Origin of the sequence: Rhizobium sp. 862_C5_N1_2 (genome assembly GCF_051811205.1) — a bacterium.
Taxonomy (GTDB): domain Bacteria; phylum Pseudomonadota; class Alphaproteobacteria; order Rhizobiales; family Rhizobiaceae; genus Rhizobium; species Rhizobium leguminosarum.
Genome location: NZ_JBPWPT010000001.1, coordinates 214,449 through 229,365, shown reverse-complemented (window position 1 = coordinate 229,365; position 14,917 = coordinate 214,449). Strand labels below are relative to the sequence as shown.

At 62.7% G+C, this 14,917-nt stretch carries 17 protein-coding genes; 10 read left to right on the top strand and 7 right to left on the bottom strand.

Annotated features, from left to right (window positions below; all coding sequences use genetic code 11):
• Positions 1-15 precede the first annotated feature (15 nt).
• Together ACD590_RS01180 and ACD590_RS01175 are read right to left on the bottom strand one after the other, a co-directional pair.
• Positions 16-2,526, bottom strand: a complete 2,511-nt coding sequence (locus ACD590_RS01180) for a ligase-associated DNA damage response DEXH box helicase (RefSeq protein WP_439001994.1) — start codon at positions 2,524-2,526, stop codon at positions 16-18.
• A gap of 152 nt (positions 2,527-2,678) precedes the next feature.
• Positions 2,679-3,311 carry a YitT family protein gene (locus ACD590_RS01175; protein ID WP_028731552.1) on the bottom strand — a complete coding sequence of 211 codons (633 nt, stop codon included), beginning with the start codon at positions 3,309-3,311 and terminating at the stop codon, positions 2,679-2,681.
• 133 nt (positions 3,312-3,444) lie between these two features.
• Here ACD590_RS01175 and ACD590_RS01170 point away from each other — a divergent pair, with 133 nt between their 5' ends.
• Entirely contained in the window at positions 3,445-3,945 is a 501-nt protein-coding gene (locus ACD590_RS01170; RefSeq protein WP_131606998.1) for an RrF2 family transcriptional regulator, read from the top strand.
• Between the two features lie 23 nt (positions 3,946-3,968).
• Complete coding sequence (locus ACD590_RS01165; RefSeq protein ID WP_018072447.1) at positions 3,969-4,430, top strand: carboxymuconolactone decarboxylase family protein; 462 nt, start codon at positions 3,969-3,971, stop codon at positions 4,428-4,430.
• Positions 4,431-4,818: 388 nt separating this feature from the next.
• On the opposite strand, the gene ACD590_RS01160 is transcribed toward ACD590_RS01165, so the two are convergent.
• Positions 4,819-5,454 (bottom strand): YitT family protein, encoded by a 636-nt coding sequence (locus ACD590_RS01160; RefSeq protein ID WP_018447629.1) that lies wholly within the window; start codon positions 5,452-5,454, stop codon positions 4,819-4,821.
• 211 nt (positions 5,455-5,665) lie between these two features.
• Positions 5,666-6,598 (bottom strand): methyltransferase, encoded by a 933-nt coding sequence (locus tag ACD590_RS01155; protein WP_439001993.1) that lies wholly within the window; start codon positions 6,596-6,598, stop codon positions 5,666-5,668.
• A 144-nt stretch (positions 6,599-6,742) separates the two neighbouring features.
• Here ACD590_RS01155 and ACD590_RS01150 point away from each other — a divergent pair, with 144 nt between their 5' ends.
• From ACD590_RS01150 to ACD590_RS01140, 3 genes are all read left to right on the top strand, one after another.
• Positions 6,743-7,009 carry a DUF6460 domain-containing protein gene (locus ACD590_RS01150; RefSeq protein ID WP_028731556.1) on the top strand — a complete coding sequence of 89 codons (267 nt, stop codon included), beginning with the start codon at positions 6,743-6,745 and terminating at the stop codon, positions 7,007-7,009.
• Position 7,010: 1 nt separating this feature from the next.
• Positions 7,011-7,508 carry a CAP domain-containing protein gene (locus tag ACD590_RS01145; protein WP_439001992.1) on the top strand — a complete coding sequence of 166 codons (498 nt, stop codon included), beginning with the start codon at positions 7,011-7,013 and terminating at the stop codon, positions 7,506-7,508.
• Positions 7,509-7,591: 83 nt separating this feature from the next.
• Positions 7,592-8,938, top strand: coding sequence for an MATE family efflux transporter (locus tag ACD590_RS01140; protein ID WP_439001991.1), 1,347 nt, complete (start codon positions 7,592-7,594; stop codon positions 8,936-8,938).
• Here the strand turns inward: ACD590_RS01140 and ACD590_RS01135 are convergent.
• Positions 8,914-10,002, bottom strand: a complete 1,089-nt coding sequence (locus ACD590_RS01135) for a quinone-dependent dihydroorotate dehydrogenase (RefSeq protein WP_439001990.1) — start codon at positions 10,000-10,002, stop codon at positions 8,914-8,916. The two genes, ACD590_RS01140 and ACD590_RS01135, sit on opposite strands and share 25 nt — an antisense overlap.
• Positions 9,999-10,352: a DUF952 domain-containing protein gene (locus ACD590_RS01130; RefSeq protein WP_047617685.1), complete on the bottom strand. Its 354-nt coding sequence runs from the start codon at positions 10,350-10,352 to the stop codon at positions 9,999-10,001. The genes ACD590_RS01135 and ACD590_RS01130 overlap by 4 nt, the downstream gene beginning before the upstream one ends.
• Before the next feature lie 118 nt (positions 10,353-10,470).
• Between ACD590_RS01130 and ACD590_RS01125 the strand changes: the two genes are divergently transcribed.
• The 5 genes from ACD590_RS01125 to ACD590_RS01105 all read left to right on the top strand — a co-directional run bounded on the left by ACD590_RS01125 (position 10,471) and on the right by ACD590_RS01105 (position 13,624).
• Positions 10,471-10,869, top strand: coding sequence for a hypothetical protein (locus ACD590_RS01125; protein WP_028731559.1), 399 nt, complete (start codon positions 10,471-10,473; stop codon positions 10,867-10,869).
• Between the two features lie 91 nt (positions 10,870-10,960).
• Positions 10,961-11,608, top strand: a complete 648-nt coding sequence (locus ACD590_RS01120) for a response regulator (RefSeq protein ID WP_003545225.1) — start codon at positions 10,961-10,963, stop codon at positions 11,606-11,608.
• Between the two features lie 116 nt (positions 11,609-11,724).
• Positions 11,725-12,387 (top strand): S24 family peptidase, encoded by a 663-nt coding sequence (locus tag ACD590_RS01115; RefSeq protein WP_018244658.1) that lies wholly within the window; start codon positions 11,725-11,727, stop codon positions 12,385-12,387.
• An 11-nt stretch (positions 12,388-12,398) separates the two neighbouring features.
• Positions 12,399-13,109 carry a thermonuclease family protein gene (locus ACD590_RS01110; protein ID WP_439001989.1) on the top strand — a complete coding sequence of 237 codons (711 nt, stop codon included), beginning with the start codon at positions 12,399-12,401 and terminating at the stop codon, positions 13,107-13,109.
• 101 nt (positions 13,110-13,210) lie between these two features.
• A complete protein-coding gene (locus ACD590_RS01105; protein WP_018072434.1) occupies positions 13,211-13,624 on the top strand; it encodes a tellurite resistance TerB family protein in 414 nt (137 codons plus the stop codon).
• A gap of 33 nt (positions 13,625-13,657) precedes the next feature.
• Here the strand turns inward: ACD590_RS01105 and ACD590_RS01100 are convergent, their stop codons facing one another.
• Positions 13,658-14,533 carry a transporter substrate-binding domain-containing protein gene (locus ACD590_RS01100; protein WP_439001988.1) on the bottom strand — a complete coding sequence of 292 codons (876 nt, stop codon included), beginning with the start codon at positions 14,531-14,533 and terminating at the stop codon, positions 13,658-13,660.
• Between the last annotated feature and the right edge of the window lie 384 nt (positions 14,534-14,917).

The window sequence follows — 14,917 nt, the reverse complement described above, 5'->3', positions numbered from 1 at the left end:
CAGGCCCGATTCTCGTCAAGCGAGCGCTTCGGCGATCAGATCGTCCGCCGCTTCGGCGAGCAGCGCGTCATGGGCCTCGCCCGGCACCGCCTCGCGTCCGATTTCCAGCATCACCGGCACGGCGAGCGGGGAAATATGGTCGAGAGCGCGGTGGGTGATGTGGCCCCTGATTCGTCTCAGCATATCGCCAAGACGGCCAATATCCAAAAGTCCCGTCGCCGCATCCTGCCGCGTCGCCTGCAAGAGGATGTGATCCGGCTCGTGGCTGCGCAGCACGTCGTAGATCAGATCGGCGGAGACGGTGATCTGGCGGCCGCTCTTTTCCTTGCCCGGATGACGGCGCTCGATCAAGCCGGCAATCACGGCGCAATTGCGGAAGGTGCGCTTCAACAGGAAGGATTCGTCCAGCCAGGCTTCGAGATCGTCGCCGAGCATGTCTTCGTCGAAGAGGTCGGAGAGGCTGAGCCGGCCATTGCGGATCATCAGCCCCATATCCTCGAGGCCCCAGATGGCAAGCGAATAATCGGTGGCGACGAAACCGAGCGGCTTGGCGCCTATCCGCTCCAGCCGGCGGGTCAGCAGCATGCCGAGCGTCTGGTGGGCGAGACGGCCTTCGAAGGGATAGGCGACCATATAGCCGCGGCTGCCGCGCGGGAAGGTTTCGATCAGGAACTCGTCGCGCTTCGGCAGCATCGACTTGTCGTTCTGCAGCGACAGCCAGTCGCGCACCTGATCCGGCAAGTGGCGCCAGCGATCGGGATCGGCGATCATCGCCCGCACCTGCTCGGCGAGATAGGTCGACAGCGGAAACTTGCCGCCATTATAGGAGGGGATCTTCGGATCGAGCGAAAAGGCCTGCGACGCCAGGCATTCGTTCTCGCGAATACCCTCGAAGCGCAGAACCTCGCCGGAGAAGACGAAGGTATCGCCCGGCGACATCTGCTCGAGGAAATATTCCTCGACCTTTCCCAACGTAGCGCCGCCGCGGCCGATCCTGCCGCCCTCGCCGCGCTTGACCATGCGGATATTCAGCATCGGGCTTTCGACGATGGTGCCGAGGTTGAGGCGGTATTGCTGGGCGACTGCAGGATTGGAGACGCGCCAACGGCCCTCCTTGGTCTTGCGGATACGGGCGTAACGCTCATAGGTGCGGAGCGCATAACCGCCGGTGGCGACGAAATCGACGATGCGCTCGAAGGTCTCCCAGCTCAGATCGGCATAGGGCGAGGCGCTGGTGACCTCATCGTAGAGTTCCAGCATGTCGAAAGGTTCGGCGCAGGCCATGCCGAGCACATGCTGGGCGAGCACGTCGAGCGCGCCGCGACCGACAGGCGGGGTATCCTGCGCGCCGATATAATTGGCGTCGAGGGCGGCCTGGCACTCCATGACCTCGAAGCGGTTGGCGGGCACAAGGATCGCCTTCGAGGGCTCGTCCATGCGGTGGTTGGCACGACCGATGCGCTGGGCAAGACGTGAGGCACCCTTCGGCGCGCCGACATGAATGACGAGATCGACATCGCCCCAGTCGATGCCGAGATCGAGGGTGGAGGTCGCAACGACGGCGCGCAGCCGGTTTTCGGCCATCGCCGCCTCGACCTTGCGGCGCTGGGCGACGTCGAGCGAGCCATGGTGGAGCGCGATCGGCAGGTTGTCGTCATTGATCGTCCAGAGCGCCTGGAACAGCATTTCGGCCTGGCTGCGGGTGTTGACGAAAAGCAGCGTCGTGCGGTGTTCAACCAGTTGCCGGTAAACATCGGGAATGGCGTATCGGGCGGAATGGCCGGACCAGGGAATGCGCTCTTCGGTCGACAGGATCGAGATATCGGGCTTGGCGCCGCCTTCGACGACGACGAGGCCTGCATGATGCTCGCTCCCCTCTTCCTGTCCGACCAGCCATTTCTGCAGATCCATGGGTTCGGCGACAGTGGCCGACAGACCGATGGTCTTGAAGCCGGGGGCAAGGCGGCGCAGGCGGGCAAGGCCGAGCGAAAGCATATGGCCGCGCTTGGAGGTGACCAGCGAATGCAGCTCGTCGAGGACGATATATTTCAGGTCCTTGAAGAAGCGCTCGGCCTCCCGGTTCGCCAGAAGCAGGGCGACCTGTTCGGGCGTCGTCAGCAGAATATCCGGCGGGTTGAGCTTCTGGCGCTGGCGCTTGGCGTTCGGCGTGTCGCCGGTGCGGTTTTCTATCGTGACCGGCAGGCCCATCTCCTCGACCGGCTTCATCAGGTTGCGCTCGATATCGATGGCAAGCGCCTTCAGTGGCGAGACATAGAGCGTATGGATGCCGGTGAAGGCGGAGCCGGGCGGGATCTTGCCGCGACGGGTGAGATCGGTGAGCGAGGGCAGGAAACCGGCGAGCGTCTTGCCGGCGCCGGTCGGCGCAATCAGCAGCGTGCTTTCGCCGGCCTCGGCGCGGGCGAGCAGTTCCAGCTGATGGGCGCGCGGGCGCCAGCCCTTTTCCGCAAACCAGCGGGTAAAGGCGGCAGGAAGCAGGGCACGGGCTTCGGAATCGATCTGGTCCACGCCCTGAAACTAGTGAAACGCCGGGGAAAGAGAAGAGCGGCCAAAGCATGTCGCGCAAAAGTGTGCCGCGGTTTTGCGATAACGACATGCGTAAAAACAAAGACCTAAAGCGCGATGAGCGAATCTGAAAGATCGCGACGCGCTTTAGCAATTCACATGGCGATATAGCGATCCTTGCGGTGGTTGATGGCGATCGTCAGGTTGAGAACGATCGCACCGAGCACCGAGCAGGCGATGATGAAGGGGCTAGCGACGAAGAAAGAGAGCGCCAGGATGACGCCGTCGAAGCCGAGCTGGACGAAGCCGGCGCGCCAGCCGAAGCGATCCTGGATATAGAGGGCGAGAATGCCGATGCCGCCGAGGCTGGCGCGGTGGCGGAAGAGAGCCAGCATACCGGCGCCGATGACGAGGCCGCCGAAGAGCGCACCGGCGATAGGATCGACATGCGCCATGCTGATGAAGCCCGGGACGAATTCCGACAGAACCGAGGTGAGCGCGATGGCGGCGAAGGTCTTGATGGTGAAGGCAGCGCCCAAGCGGCGGAAGGCGAGATAATAGAAGGGCAGGTTCACGACGAAGAAGCAGAGGCCGAAGCTCAGGCCGGTCGCATAATGGGCGAGGAAGGCAAGGCCTGCCGTGCCGCCGGCAAGCAGCCCCGCGCCGGAGAGAAGCGATACGCCGAGCACGGCGAGCATACTGCCGGCGACAATGCCCTGGGCGTCGTCCAGCAGCGAGTGACGATCGGCGCTGGAATTCAGAAGGCCTGCGAAAGCGTTGGATGCCATGTTGTTCCCCTGTCGGCTTTGCCGTCTTCTATCCGGGGTCAGGATAAAGGCAAGTGGCAAGCATCGAGGACACCGCTTGACAGCTGGCATAATCGTGGATATTTTTTATCCACGAATTGAGGAGGCCAGGTGCATGAAGATGGGCGATGGGGTCGAGCAGGCCATTCACAGCGTTGCGATGCTTTCCGGCCTTTCCGAAGGCGGTGTGCTTTCGGCGGCCGCGCTGGCGGAATTCCACGGCGTTTCGACAAGCTATCTGCTGAAGCATCTGCAGGCGCTGTCGGGCGCCGGCATCCTCGATACGGTTCCGGGGCCGAAGGGCGGATATCGGCTGGCGAAGGCGCCGAAGGAGATTTCGTTGCTCGACATCGTGCTCGCGGTCGAGGGGTCTGCCCCGGCGTTCCGCTGCGCCGAAATCCGCCAGCGCGGTCCGAACCCGGTCTCCGAACGCTTGTTCGCCCAGCCCTGCACCATCAACGCGGCGATGCTGAAAGCCGAACGGGTCTATCGCGCCGAACTCGCCAAGACGAGCCTCGCCGATATCGGCATTGAACTCACCGCCGTCGACGACGGATCGATCGCAGCTAGAGGCTGCGCCTTCCTTGAAATCCATGAACGCAAGACGGCTCGTTGAGCCACCAACAAAGGAGAAAGACCATGCAACCACGTTTCAACTTCGCCAAAGCCGCCCCCGATGCCTACAAGGCGGTCGCCGCGCTCGAGCAATATGTCCAGTCCTCCGGGCTGGAGCGCCGCTTCATCCACCTGATCAAGCTGCGCGCCTCGCAGATCAATGGCTGTGCCTATTGCGTCGACATGCATGTGAAGGAAGCCCGCCACGATGGGCTCAGCGAACAATGGATCAACCTGATGTGCGTCTGGCGGGAATCGCCGGTCTATGACGCCCGTGAACGGGCGCTGCTCGGCTGGGTGGATTCGGTCACCAATATCGCCAAGACAGGCGCGCCTGATGCCGACTACGAGACGCTGAAGGCGCATTTTTCCGAGGAAGAGATGACGAAGATTACGGTGGCGATCGGCGCCATCAACATCTGGAACCGGCTTGCCGTCGGCTTCCGCTCGCAGCATCCGCTCGATGCTGCAACGAAGGCAGCCTGAGATATCTGCTGAGAGGGAAATCATCCTTGCAACCGACCCGAAAATCTCGGGTCGGTCGAATATCGGATCATTCGTGTTCCCGAGTGGCCCGTACGGCAACGGCGTCAAACCGATTGCCCGGGAGGTCGATGCTGTTGAATATGTCTCGGACGACTTTCGCAATTTCTTCTGCGGAAGCGCCCTTGGCGTATTCTTCCTGCATACGGCGTCTGACAAGTTTTTCCAAATCTGACATAGTTCACCTCATCAAATCCGGCGCGAGATGAGTTTCGCGCCGAGACCGATCACAGGCAAGTTACGTTTTATTTAGAATGGCTTACCGATTGGTAATGTTAGAGCATGTCGCGCAAAAGTGTGCGGCGGTTTTGCGATAACGACATGCGTAAAGCTAAAGCGCGATGTAGCGATCAGCCCGGTGATTGATGGCAACGAAGAGGTTGAGGACGACGGCGCCTAGCACGGAATAGAAGACGACAGGCGGCGTGGTGACGAAGAAGGCGGCGGCGAGCACGCACATGTCGATGGCGAGCTGGACGAGGCCGGCTCGGATGCCGAAACGTTCCTGCAGATAGATGCCGAGAATGCCGACACCGCCGAGGCTGGCGCGGTGGCGATAGAGCGCCAGCAGGCCGAAGCCGAGCAGCAAGCCGCCGAGAAGGGCCGCCCAGGCCGGATGGATGCTCGAAATGGACAGGAAGCGCGACTGCACATCGGCAATCACCGAGGTCAGGCCGATGGCGATGAAGGTCTTGACGGTGAAGGCCATGCCGAGGCGCTTCCACGAGAGATAGAAGAACGGCAGGTTCAGCAGGAAGAAGGCGAGGCCGAAATTGGCGCCGAAGGCATAATGCAGGAGGAAGGCCACGCCGGCGGTGCTGCCGGTGAGAAGGCCGGCGCTGGCGAGCACATAGAGGCCGAGAGCGGCAACCAGGCTGCCGGAGAATATGCCCTGCACATCTTCGATCGGGGTGTGGCGCGTCGCAGTCGTATTCCAGAAGCCAAGGGCATTGATGAGCTGTGTCATGTCGCCAGTCTCCACGGCAGACGATTTTAAAAAACGCGCTGGGAGAGACCCGGCGCAACGAAATTTTGCATAATGAAAGAAGCCGGAGCGCCTCGGCGATAATTGCCGGGCATCTCTGCAGATGCAGTGCAATATCGGGTTTTTCGGTCTTCCGATCAAGCAAAATAGGTAAGCAATGCTGACCTATTAAAAAATCGCAAGAAATGTTCGCTCACGCTGGTTTGCGCGTAAGGAACAGAATGCCGGAAACCGGTTTTCCGCCATCTTTGCGAATGACCGACTTGACGATCTTCAGGATTTCCAGTTCGTGACGGGCAAGAAGCATCCTGACATAGCTTTCCGAATGGGCGTAACGCAGCGACGGGGCGAGATGAAAACCGTCGCCGTCCCCTGCATCCTCGACGGAAAAGGCGATATCGGCGCCTGATGCAGCGAGATCTCCGACGATGGCAAAGACGCTCTCGAGATTGCCGAGATACATCAGCACATCGGCTGCCGTCACCAGATCGGCGCGATGGCGCGTGGCATCCGCAAAGACGCCGGAGAGCTCGGGCGCGAGCGAGAGATCGGCCTGGGCAAGACTGTCATAGACCCGTTTCTCGGCGGCCTTCGCGAGCATGTTCTGCGAGAGGTCGAAGCCTTCAAGGCGGTCGACATTGGCGCGGATCTCCGGGCCAAGCAGACCGGTACCGCAGCCAAGATCGACGGCGTGTTCGTAGCGCCTGCCGGTGGAGGCGACGAGCGCTGCGAGCTTCTGCGGGACGTTGTAGTCGAGCTTGTCGACAAGGGCCGATTCGAACCGATCGGCATAGTCGTCGAAGAGGCGCTCGACATAGCGGCTCGGCGGGCGGTCGGGCGTGGCCGCGTCGCCGAGAAGGGCAAGCTTGAGGGCGGCGCCGAACATGTCTTCGGGATCGAGGGCAAGCGTCCTGCGATAGGCCTCGATCGCGGCTTCGCCCCTGCCCGCCTTTTCGCGATAGGTGGCGAGGCGATACCAGCCGGCGGCCCAGGCGGGCACGAGTTCGAGGGCCTGTTCCATCAGCTCGGCGGCCGCTTCCGGCTCGCCGCCTTCTTCGAGCATCCGGGCATAATCGGCGCGGCGGTCGGCGATGACGTCGCCTGAGGAAAGCTGGTGGGGCTGCATCAATGGACCTAATTGGTTGGCCCGCATTTGGCGGCGGCCACAAAAAAACTCAAGTCCTATTTCAGAGGCGAAGCGGCCAATTCCGGAAAGGGCTTGCGGGCGGCACGCCGCGACCTTATTCCAAGGGCAAACAGGAGATGGCTTATGTCCGATCAGGCGAACAGGTTCCTCGGCGATTCAATCGGCCGTACATTGATAAAGCTTGTCGTGGTGTCGCTGATCGTCGGTTTCGTCATGACCGTCTTCGGCCTGACGCCGTGGAGCATCATCGATGGCGTCCGCGACTTCGTCCTGGAAATCTGGCATCGGGGCTTTTCGGCCCTCGGGCGCGTCGGCGACTACCTCATCCTCGGCGCGACGATCGTCATCCCGCTCTTCGTCATCCTTCGTCTTTTCAGCTACCGCCGGTAACATGACATCCATCGATCTTTCCAGGCGCGGCCTGTTGCGCCTTTCCGGACTTGCACTCGCCGCCGGCATCGCCGGTTGCACCACGACCCCGCGGATGGCCGGCACGCCTTCCGACGGCGAGGACGAGACGGCGAGCGTGCTGCCGCTCGTCAACCAATTGCGGGCGAAGCACGGCCTGCCGCCGCTTGTCGTCGATCCGGCGGCGAGCACTGCCGCCCTGTTCCAGGCGAAACGCATGGCGAGCGCCGGCAAGATGGCACATCTGATGGGGATGACCGACAGTTTCGGCGCGCGCGTCAAGGCGAGTGGTGTGCGGCTGCCGGCGGCCGAAAACATCGCCTCCGGCCAGCAGAGCGTCGATGCCGTGGTGACGGCCTGGATCAACTCGCCGCATCACCTGGAAAACATGCTCGGACGTTATGACGGCCTTGGCGTCGCCGTCGCCCATAATACATCTTCCAGGAACCTGCCCTATTGGGCCATGGTGCTTTCCAGCTGAGGTGATTCCGCCTGCAGCAGTTCAAGTGATGCAGCGTCTTTTGCGCGTCTAACGACGCGTGTCGCTGTCGCGACGAGGCCGGCATGGATACACGCAGCAATCACAACGCGCTTGCTTTTGACGTGACGCACCGGCTGGTGCTGGCGATCGCCATTCCGATGACGCTCGGCTTCATGACGACGCCGCTGCTCGGGCTGACGAACACCGCCGTGGTCGGCCGTATGGGCAATGCGGAAGCGCTGGCCGGGCTGGCGATCGGCGCCATGCTCTTCGACCTGATCCTCGGCAGCTTCAACTTCCTGCGCGCCTCGACCACAGGCCTGACGGCGCAGGCCTATGGCCGTCGCGACCAGCACGAGCAGCAGGCGGTCTTCGCAAGGGCGATGATTTCGGCGCTCGGCTGCGGACTGGCGCTGCTCTGTCTTTCGCCGCTGCTGATGGCGGCGGGGTTGAGGCTGATGGGGGCGGAAGGAGCAGTCGCCGAGGCAACCGGCACCTATTTCTCGATCCGCATGCTGGCAGCACCCGCAGCGCTGGCGAATTACGCCATCCTCGGCTTCGTGCTCGGGCGCGGACAGGGCAATATCGGACTGCTGCTGCAGGCGATCATCAACGGCATCAACATCCTGCTTTCCATCTATCTCGGCCTGACGCTTGATTGGGGCGTGGCGGGGGTCGCCTGGGGAACGATGGCCGGCGAAACCGTCGGCGCGCTCGCCGGGCTTGTCATCGTGCTGCGCGGCTTCGGCAAGGCAGCGCGGCCGGCATGGTCCGAGGTCTTTTCCCGGCACCGGCTGGCCGAGCTTTTCGCGCTCAACCGCGACATCCTGATCCGCACCTTCGTGCTGATCGGCGCCTTCACCATCATGACGCGGATCGGCACCAGCTTCGGCGCGGTGACGCTTGCCGCCAATGCCGTGGTGATGAATTTCTTCCTGCTGTCGGGCTATTATCTCGACGGGCTTGCCAATGCCGCCGAACAGATCATCGGCCGGGCGATCGGCGCACATTACCGGCCGGCCTTCGACCGCGGGCTGAAGCTGACGACCTTGTGGTCCTTCGGACTGGCGGCGATCGGCTCCGCCTTCTTCTTCCTCGCCGGACCCTGGCTGATCTCGGTGTTGACCACCTCGCCGGAGGTACGGCAGGCGGCCGAAACCTATTTGCCCTGGGCGGCGGTGACGGGACTGACCGGCGCGCTCGCCTTCCTGATGGACGGGGTCTTCATCGGCGCCACGTGGTCGGCCGACATGCGCAACCGGATGCTGATATCTTTTGCCGGCTATCTCTTGATGCTCGCGGTCTTCGTGCCGCTCTTCGGCAATCACGGCCTGTGGCTGGCGATGAACGCCTTCCTGCTCTTCCGCGGTTTCTTCCTGGCGATGCTGGTGCGGTCGCGGGCCGATCAGACCTTCCGCGCCGCCCAATAATCCAGCCGGGTATCGCGCAGGTCGCGGATCGAGGCAGCTTTTTCGCGGTCCAGCAGTTTCGAGAGGCCGCGGACGATATCGCCGGCCAAGCCGGGGCCTTCATAGACCATACAGGAATAGAGCTGAACCAGATCGGCACCCGCCCTGATCTTCTCCAGCGCCGTCTCGGCCGACGAGACGCCACCGACGCCGATGATCGGCAGATCAGGGCCGACACGCTTGCGCATCCTGGCGAGCACGGCCGTCGACTTTTCGAATAGCGGCACGCCGGAAAGGCCGCCGGCCTCCTTCGCCTGGCGCTGATCCTTAAGGCCCTCGCGCGACAGCGTGGTGTTGGAGACGATCAGGCCGTCGAGCGCATGCGAGAGCACTTCCGCGGCGATATCGTCCATGCCTTCCTCGGTCAGATCAGGCGCGATCTTCAGAAAGACCGGGATCTTCCGGCCGGATGTCGCCGTCATCTCGTCGCGCGCCGCAAGCACTGCGGACAGCAGTACCGCAAGGCTTTCGCGCCCCTGCAGGTCGCGCAGGCCGGGGGTGTTGGGCGAGGAGATGTTGGCGGTGAAATAGCGTGCGACGGAATAAAAGCGGCGGATGCCGGCGAGATAATCGGCGATGCGGTCCTCGCTGTCCTTGTTGGCGCCGATATTGACGCCGATCATGCCACCGCCGCTCAGCGCGGCGAGGCGCTCGAAAGCGACATCATGGCCTTCATTGTTGAAGCCGAGACGGTTGATGACGCCTTCATCCTCCACCAGGCGGAAGATGCGCGGGCGCGGATTGCCGGATTGCGGCTTCGGCGTCACCGTGCCGATCTCGGTGAAGCCGAAGCCGAGCTTCAGCAGCGCCTCCGGCACCTCGGCATTCTTGTCGTAGCCTGCGGCCATGCCGAGCGGATTTTCGAAGGTAAGGCCGGCAACGGTCTGGCGCAGGCGCGGATCGGGCGTGAGCTGGCAGGCGGGCACGAGGCCGGATTTCAAGGCGGCGATCGACATGCCGTGCGCCGTTTCCGGATCGAACAGGAAGAGACCCTTGCGGGCGAGACGCTTGAAGGGATCGATCATGGCTGCAGCTCCGGGAAAATATGGGCACCGGCTTCGTCGAGCGGCAGCGGCGCCTCCCATAGCACGGTTGCAAGCGGCAGGTCGGCGTAGAGATGTGGGAAGAGATCGCCGCCGCGCGAGGGCTCAAAGACCAGCTTGTCGCCAAAGCCGCGGCCATCGACGGCAATCAGCAGCAGGCCGGACTGGCCGGCAAAGTGCAGGGCAGCGGTCTGCTTCACCTGGTCCGCCGTCGAGAAATGGATGAAGCCATCTTGGAGATCGATGCCGGCGCCATGAAAAATGCCGGTTTGTCTGGCTTGCTGCCAGAGCGTTTCCGTCACGATCTTGTAAAGGGTCGGTGTCAGGGTCATCATGGCCTCACGATGGGCTGTTCCTTGGTCACGAGGGCTTTGCCGGAAAGAGGCGGCGATGTCCACGCCCCGGCGCGAAAAACGGGACCGCCACAAGCAAAATCCGGAGGATGAGACGATGAAGGTTTTGATTCTGACGCTTGGCGTTTTTCTCATGCCGTTGGCGGCCGCGGCGGCCGAAGCCGATACCGGCCGCTTCCAGCTGGAGAAGAGCGGCGATCATTTCGTCCGGCTCGACCGGCAGACCGGGGCCATGTCGATCTGCCAGGACAAGGACGGCGCCCTCGTCTGCCGGATGGCAGCCGACGAGCGGGCGGCCTATGAGGACGAACTCGACCGGCTGGCAAAGCGGGTGACGGCGCTCGAACAGGGCAATGTCGCCCAGCGCGCGCTGCCGAGCGACGCCGAGGTCGACCGTTCGATCAGCATCATGGAGCGGATGATGAAGAGTTTCATGGGGATGGTGAAGGAGTTCCAGGCTGAGGAAAACACCAATCCCCTTCCGCAGAAGACCTGATCTGATATAGTCATGTCAGCAAGCCGACATGCAACGCGGAGGGATGGCGTCGCATGCAAGGCATGATCGGGCTCTTGGGAGGGAGTTTTCGATGCAGGAACAGACCATCATCATTGCGGACGATCATCCGCTTTTCCGCGACGCGCTGCGCCAGGCAGTGATCGGCATGGAAGGCCGGCAATCGATCGTCGAGGCCGGCGATTTCGCTGCCGCACGTAGAGCGGCAGGCGCTCATGCGGACGCCGACTTGATGCTGCTCGACCTCGCCATGCCCGGGGTCAGCGGCTTTTCCGGCCTGATGGCCTTGCGCTCAGAATTTGCCAGCCTGCCAATCGTCATTGTGTCGGCAACCGATGACGCGACGACGATCCGCCGGGCGCTGGAACTCGGCGCTTCCGGCTTCATTTCGAAATCCTCCGGCATCGAGGATATTCGCCGCAGCATCCAGACGGTGCTTGCCGGCGACATCGCCACGCCTGAAAGCTATCGCGACGGCCAGGAGCAGGATCCCGATGTCGCCGACCTGATCCACCGCCTGCATACGCTGACGCCGCAGCAGAGCCGGGTGCTGACCATGCTTGGCGAGGGGCTGCTGAACAAGCAGATTGCCTACGAACTCGGCGTCTCCGAGGCAACGATCAAGGCGCATGTCTCGGCGATCCTGTTGAAACTCGATGTCGACAGCCGGACGCAGGCGGTGATCCAGCTCGGCAAGATCAACATGGCGATGGTCGCCTGAGCGCTGCATGCGATAACAGGATTTTATTCCTCTTCTATCTTTACTCAGGCGGCGCGGTCGGTTAATATTCGGCCGGGTTGGAGCGCGGCGTTGAATGAGCCGCGACGGAATCGCGCATGCTGTCACACGACCAGATCTGGGAAGCGCTCGACAGGCTTGCCGAACGGCACGAGCTGACGCCATCCGGACTTGCCCGCCGCGCCGGCCTCGACCCGACCTCCTTCAACAAATCGAAACGGCTTTCCGCCGATGGGCGGCTGCGCTGGCCCTCGACGGAATCGATCGCCAAGGTGCTCGACGCCACAGGCGCGAGCATGGAGCAGTTTATGGCCTTCATGCGGCCGGATGCCGGCTCGGGACAGCAGGAAGGCGCATTTCCTCAGCGAGGCGGCTCCATTCCGCTGCTCGGCTTCGCGCAGGCGGGCGCGGGCGGCTTCTTCGACGATGGCGGTTTTCCGGCCGGCCAGGGCTGGGACGTGGTGGAATTTCCGGCGGCCCCGGCACAGAAATCAGGTGTCTATGCGCTGGAGGTGCAGGGCGAGAGCATGATGCCGCTCTACCGCGACGGCGATGTGTTGATCGTCGAGCCGGGGGCGCAGGTGCGCCGCAATGACCGCGTCGTCGTGCGCACAAACGAGGGCGAGGTGATGGCCAAGGTGCTGCTGCGCCAGAGCCCGCGATCGATCGAGCTGATGTCGCTCAATCCCGAACATCCCAACCGCATCCTCGAGCTTTCCGACGTCGCCTGGATCGCCCGCATCATCTGGGCCAGCCAATAGGAAGATATTCCATGCGCCCTGCCGCCTTCATTACAGGTATCACGGGGATGGTAGTGGTGGTCGGCCTGCTGATGGCGGGCGAAGCAAGGCTTGGCGGCGGCACGGCCGGCGAAGAGACGGCGTCCGCAGGGGAGACGGCGACAGCACCAGCGGATGCGGCCCCCGAGGCCGGCGAACCCGCGACGATGTCGGACGACCGTGCCGAAATGATTGCTCGCTCGGTAGAACCGGTGGCCCCACCCGCTCCAGACCCGGGCGACGGGGTGACATCCAAACCGGCCGATCTGCCGCAACAAGCGGAGACGGCAGCCGGGAAAACGGGAGGTCCGACGACGAAAAAGGCGATGGAGCTGGCGCGGCCGGCCGTCGACAATGCCGGCATCCTTTCCTTTGGCGAGCGCAGGCTTCAGCTTGCCGGCATCGTGCCGACGCCGGTCGACAGGATTTGCGGGCCGGCAGACCGGCAATGGCCCTGCGGCATGATGGCGAAGACGGCGCTGCGCCTGCTGTTGCGCAACCGCAGCGTCACCTGCGACCTCGACAGTGCGGAATGGAAGGAAACGGCGACGACTGCCTGCCGGCTCGGGACACAGGATCTCGGCTCATGGCTTGCCGAAAACGGCTGGGCGGAAGCAGCGGCGGGTTCGCCGCTTGCGGAGATCGCCGAGACGGCCAGGCAGGCCAGAAAAGGCATTTACGGCGACGATCCGCGCCGCAAATAACCGGCAGCCTTGGCAAGCGATCGGACAGCCCGGATCGGGCCGATCCCTTGTAATGGCTGTCGCCAATTCCTAATCTGGGCTGATCGAAAAAGGAATCAGAGATGAATAAGCCGCTTTCCGCCCATGATGCGCTGATCTACGTGATGGTGATGGCATCCGCCGTCGACAGCACGATGAACGACAGGGAACTGGAGAGGATCGGCCAACTGATCGGATTCCTGCCTGTTTTCCGGGATTTCGATGACGACAAGCTGATTGCGGTGGCGCGCGACTGCGCCTCTCTGCTCGCCGGGCCGGAGGGCCTCGACGTCGTGCTCGAAACCGTGCGCGATACCCTGCCCGCAAAACTTTACGACACGGCCTATGCGCTGGCCGTCGAGGTGGCATCCGCCGATCTCTCGGTCAAGGCGGAGGAGTTGCGGCTGCTCAGCCTGCTGCGTGACCGGCTCGGCCTCGACAAGCTCACCTGCGCGGCAATCGAGCGCAGTGCGATTGCCCGGTTCCGCAAGGGCTAGGGGCTAAAGCGCGTCTCGCGTCTTTTAGCGGCTTCAATAGAGCCCGTAGGGAAAGTAGCGCAGATAGATTTCCTGGAGGCGGCCGTTGCGCGACAGCGTGGCGAGCGCGTGGTCGATGGCGGATGTCAGCACACTGTCCTTCTGCCGCAGCATGATCGTCATGCCCTCGCCGAGAAATTGCTCGGAGAGATAGGGACCGTCGAACAGCGCGCAGCATTTTGCCGAGGCCGGCGAAGAGACCCAGAAGGAAAGCTGCAGCGCATCGGCAAAGGCGGCATCGACCTTGCGGTCCCTGAGCGCCGCCAGCAGGGCGTCCTTTGTGTCGAATGGCTCGGCTTTGATCGCCGGAAAGAAGGCTGCCAGCATTGCCTCGTGCACCGTACCCCTGACCACACCGACCGGATGTTTCGACAGGGCGGCAGCGGTCTTTCCGTCGAGCGGCACGGCGAGATTGCGCACGAAGCGCGCCGGCAGCATCAGATAAGGTCTGGAGAAGACGAATTGCCGGCGCAACTCCGGGGTCACGGCAAAACCGGCGATGACGGCATCGCCCTGCGAGGCGGCGAGCGCGTCCCTGAGGTCGGCGAAGGGGAGTGCCTGGATCTGGCACTTGTCTGAAATCTCCAACTCGCTGCAGATTTCGCGGGCGAGGTCGACATTGAAGCCGGAGAGCTTGCCGTTCTGATCGGTGAAATTGAAGGGCGGGAAGTCGACCGAGGTCAGGAAGCGCAGGCGCACCAACGAGGAGAGATCGGGCCTGGCAAGACGTTCGCGTGCATCGAAGAGCAGCGGCAGCGAGGGGGACGCCTGCTGGGCGGCTGCGGCCAAACTCGAAAGAAGCACGCCCAGAAACAGGCCGAACGCGAGAAAACCCTTCAGAGTCAGGGATGCCAGCTTGGATTGCATCATCGTGATCTTGGTCTCTGGGTTAAGCGCGAAGCATTGCGGCGTCGGCGAGATGTATCAGAGTCATGCGTGGTGGGGAATATGCGTGGAGGTGAGCCGGATCGTGCTGAGGGCACGTCCCCTCGCTCCGTTTGGGGAGAGAGTTAGGGTGAGGGCAGCCGGCGTGGACCGACAGCCGTGGCAACGCACCTGAGACGACAATTCAGCCCCTAAAAATCACAGTCATCCGCCGCCCGGTGTTAGCGCGGAATTAAAGAATATCGCCTTTTATTTGTCGCGACGACATCGGACCCCGCCAGCCGATCGCATGATGCAAGCGTCAGCCCAAACGTAATCCTAAACCGCGATATTGAAGCAGCGTTTTTTCTGCAACAATTGATTTCAAAA

Excerpts from the sequence above, each read along its gene's own strand:
- ACD590_RS01145 (WP_439001992.1), top strand. The coding sequence starts at position 7,011 with ATGACATCCATCGATCTTTCCAGGCGCGGCCTGTTGCGCCTTTCCGGA.
- ACD590_RS01125 (WP_028731559.1), top strand. The coding sequence starts at position 10,471 with ATGAAGGTTTTGATTCTGACGCTTGGCGTTTTTCTCATGCCGTTGGCG.
- ACD590_RS01150 (WP_028731556.1), top strand. The coding sequence starts at position 6,743 with ATGTCCGATCAGGCGAACAGGTTCCTCGGCGATTCAATCGGCCGTACA.
- ACD590_RS01110 (WP_439001989.1), top strand. The coding sequence starts at position 12,399 with ATGCGCCCTGCCGCCTTCATTACAGGTATCACGGGGATGGTAGTGGTG.
- ACD590_RS01120 (WP_003545225.1), top strand. The coding sequence starts at position 10,961 with ATGCAGGAACAGACCATCATCATTGCGGACGATCATCCGCTTTTCCGC.
- ACD590_RS01170 (WP_131606998.1), top strand. The coding sequence starts at position 3,445 with ATGAAGATGGGCGATGGGGTCGAGCAGGCCATTCACAGCGTTGCGATG.
- ACD590_RS01155 (WP_439001993.1), bottom strand. The coding sequence starts at position 6,598 with ATGCAGCCCCACCAGCTTTCCTCAGGCGACGTCATCGCCGACCGCCGC.
- ACD590_RS01160 (WP_018447629.1), bottom strand. The coding sequence starts at position 5,454 with ATGACACAGCTCATCAATGCCCTTGGCTTCTGGAATACGACTGCGACG.
- ACD590_RS01175 (WP_028731552.1), bottom strand. The coding sequence starts at position 3,311 with ATGGCATCCAACGCTTTCGCAGGCCTTCTGAATTCCAGCGCCGATCGT.
- ACD590_RS01115 (WP_018244658.1), top strand. The coding sequence starts at position 11,725 with ATGCTGTCACACGACCAGATCTGGGAAGCGCTCGACAGGCTTGCCGAA.
- ACD590_RS01105 (WP_018072434.1), top strand. The coding sequence starts at position 13,211 with ATGAATAAGCCGCTTTCCGCCCATGATGCGCTGATCTACGTGATGGTG.
- ACD590_RS01165 (WP_018072447.1), top strand. The coding sequence starts at position 3,969 with ATGCAACCACGTTTCAACTTCGCCAAAGCCGCCCCCGATGCCTACAAG.
- ACD590_RS01140 (WP_439001991.1), top strand. The coding sequence starts at position 7,592 with ATGGATACACGCAGCAATCACAACGCGCTTGCTTTTGACGTGACGCAC.
- ACD590_RS01130 (WP_047617685.1), bottom strand. The coding sequence starts at position 10,352 with ATGACCCTGACACCGACCCTTTACAAGATCGTGACGGAAACGCTCTGG.
- ACD590_RS01135 (WP_439001990.1), bottom strand. The coding sequence starts at position 10,002 with ATGATCGATCCCTTCAAGCGTCTCGCCCGCAAGGGTCTCTTCCTGTTC.
- ACD590_RS01100 (WP_439001988.1), bottom strand. The coding sequence starts at position 14,533 with ATGATGCAATCCAAGCTGGCATCCCTGACTCTGAAGGGTTTTCTCGCG.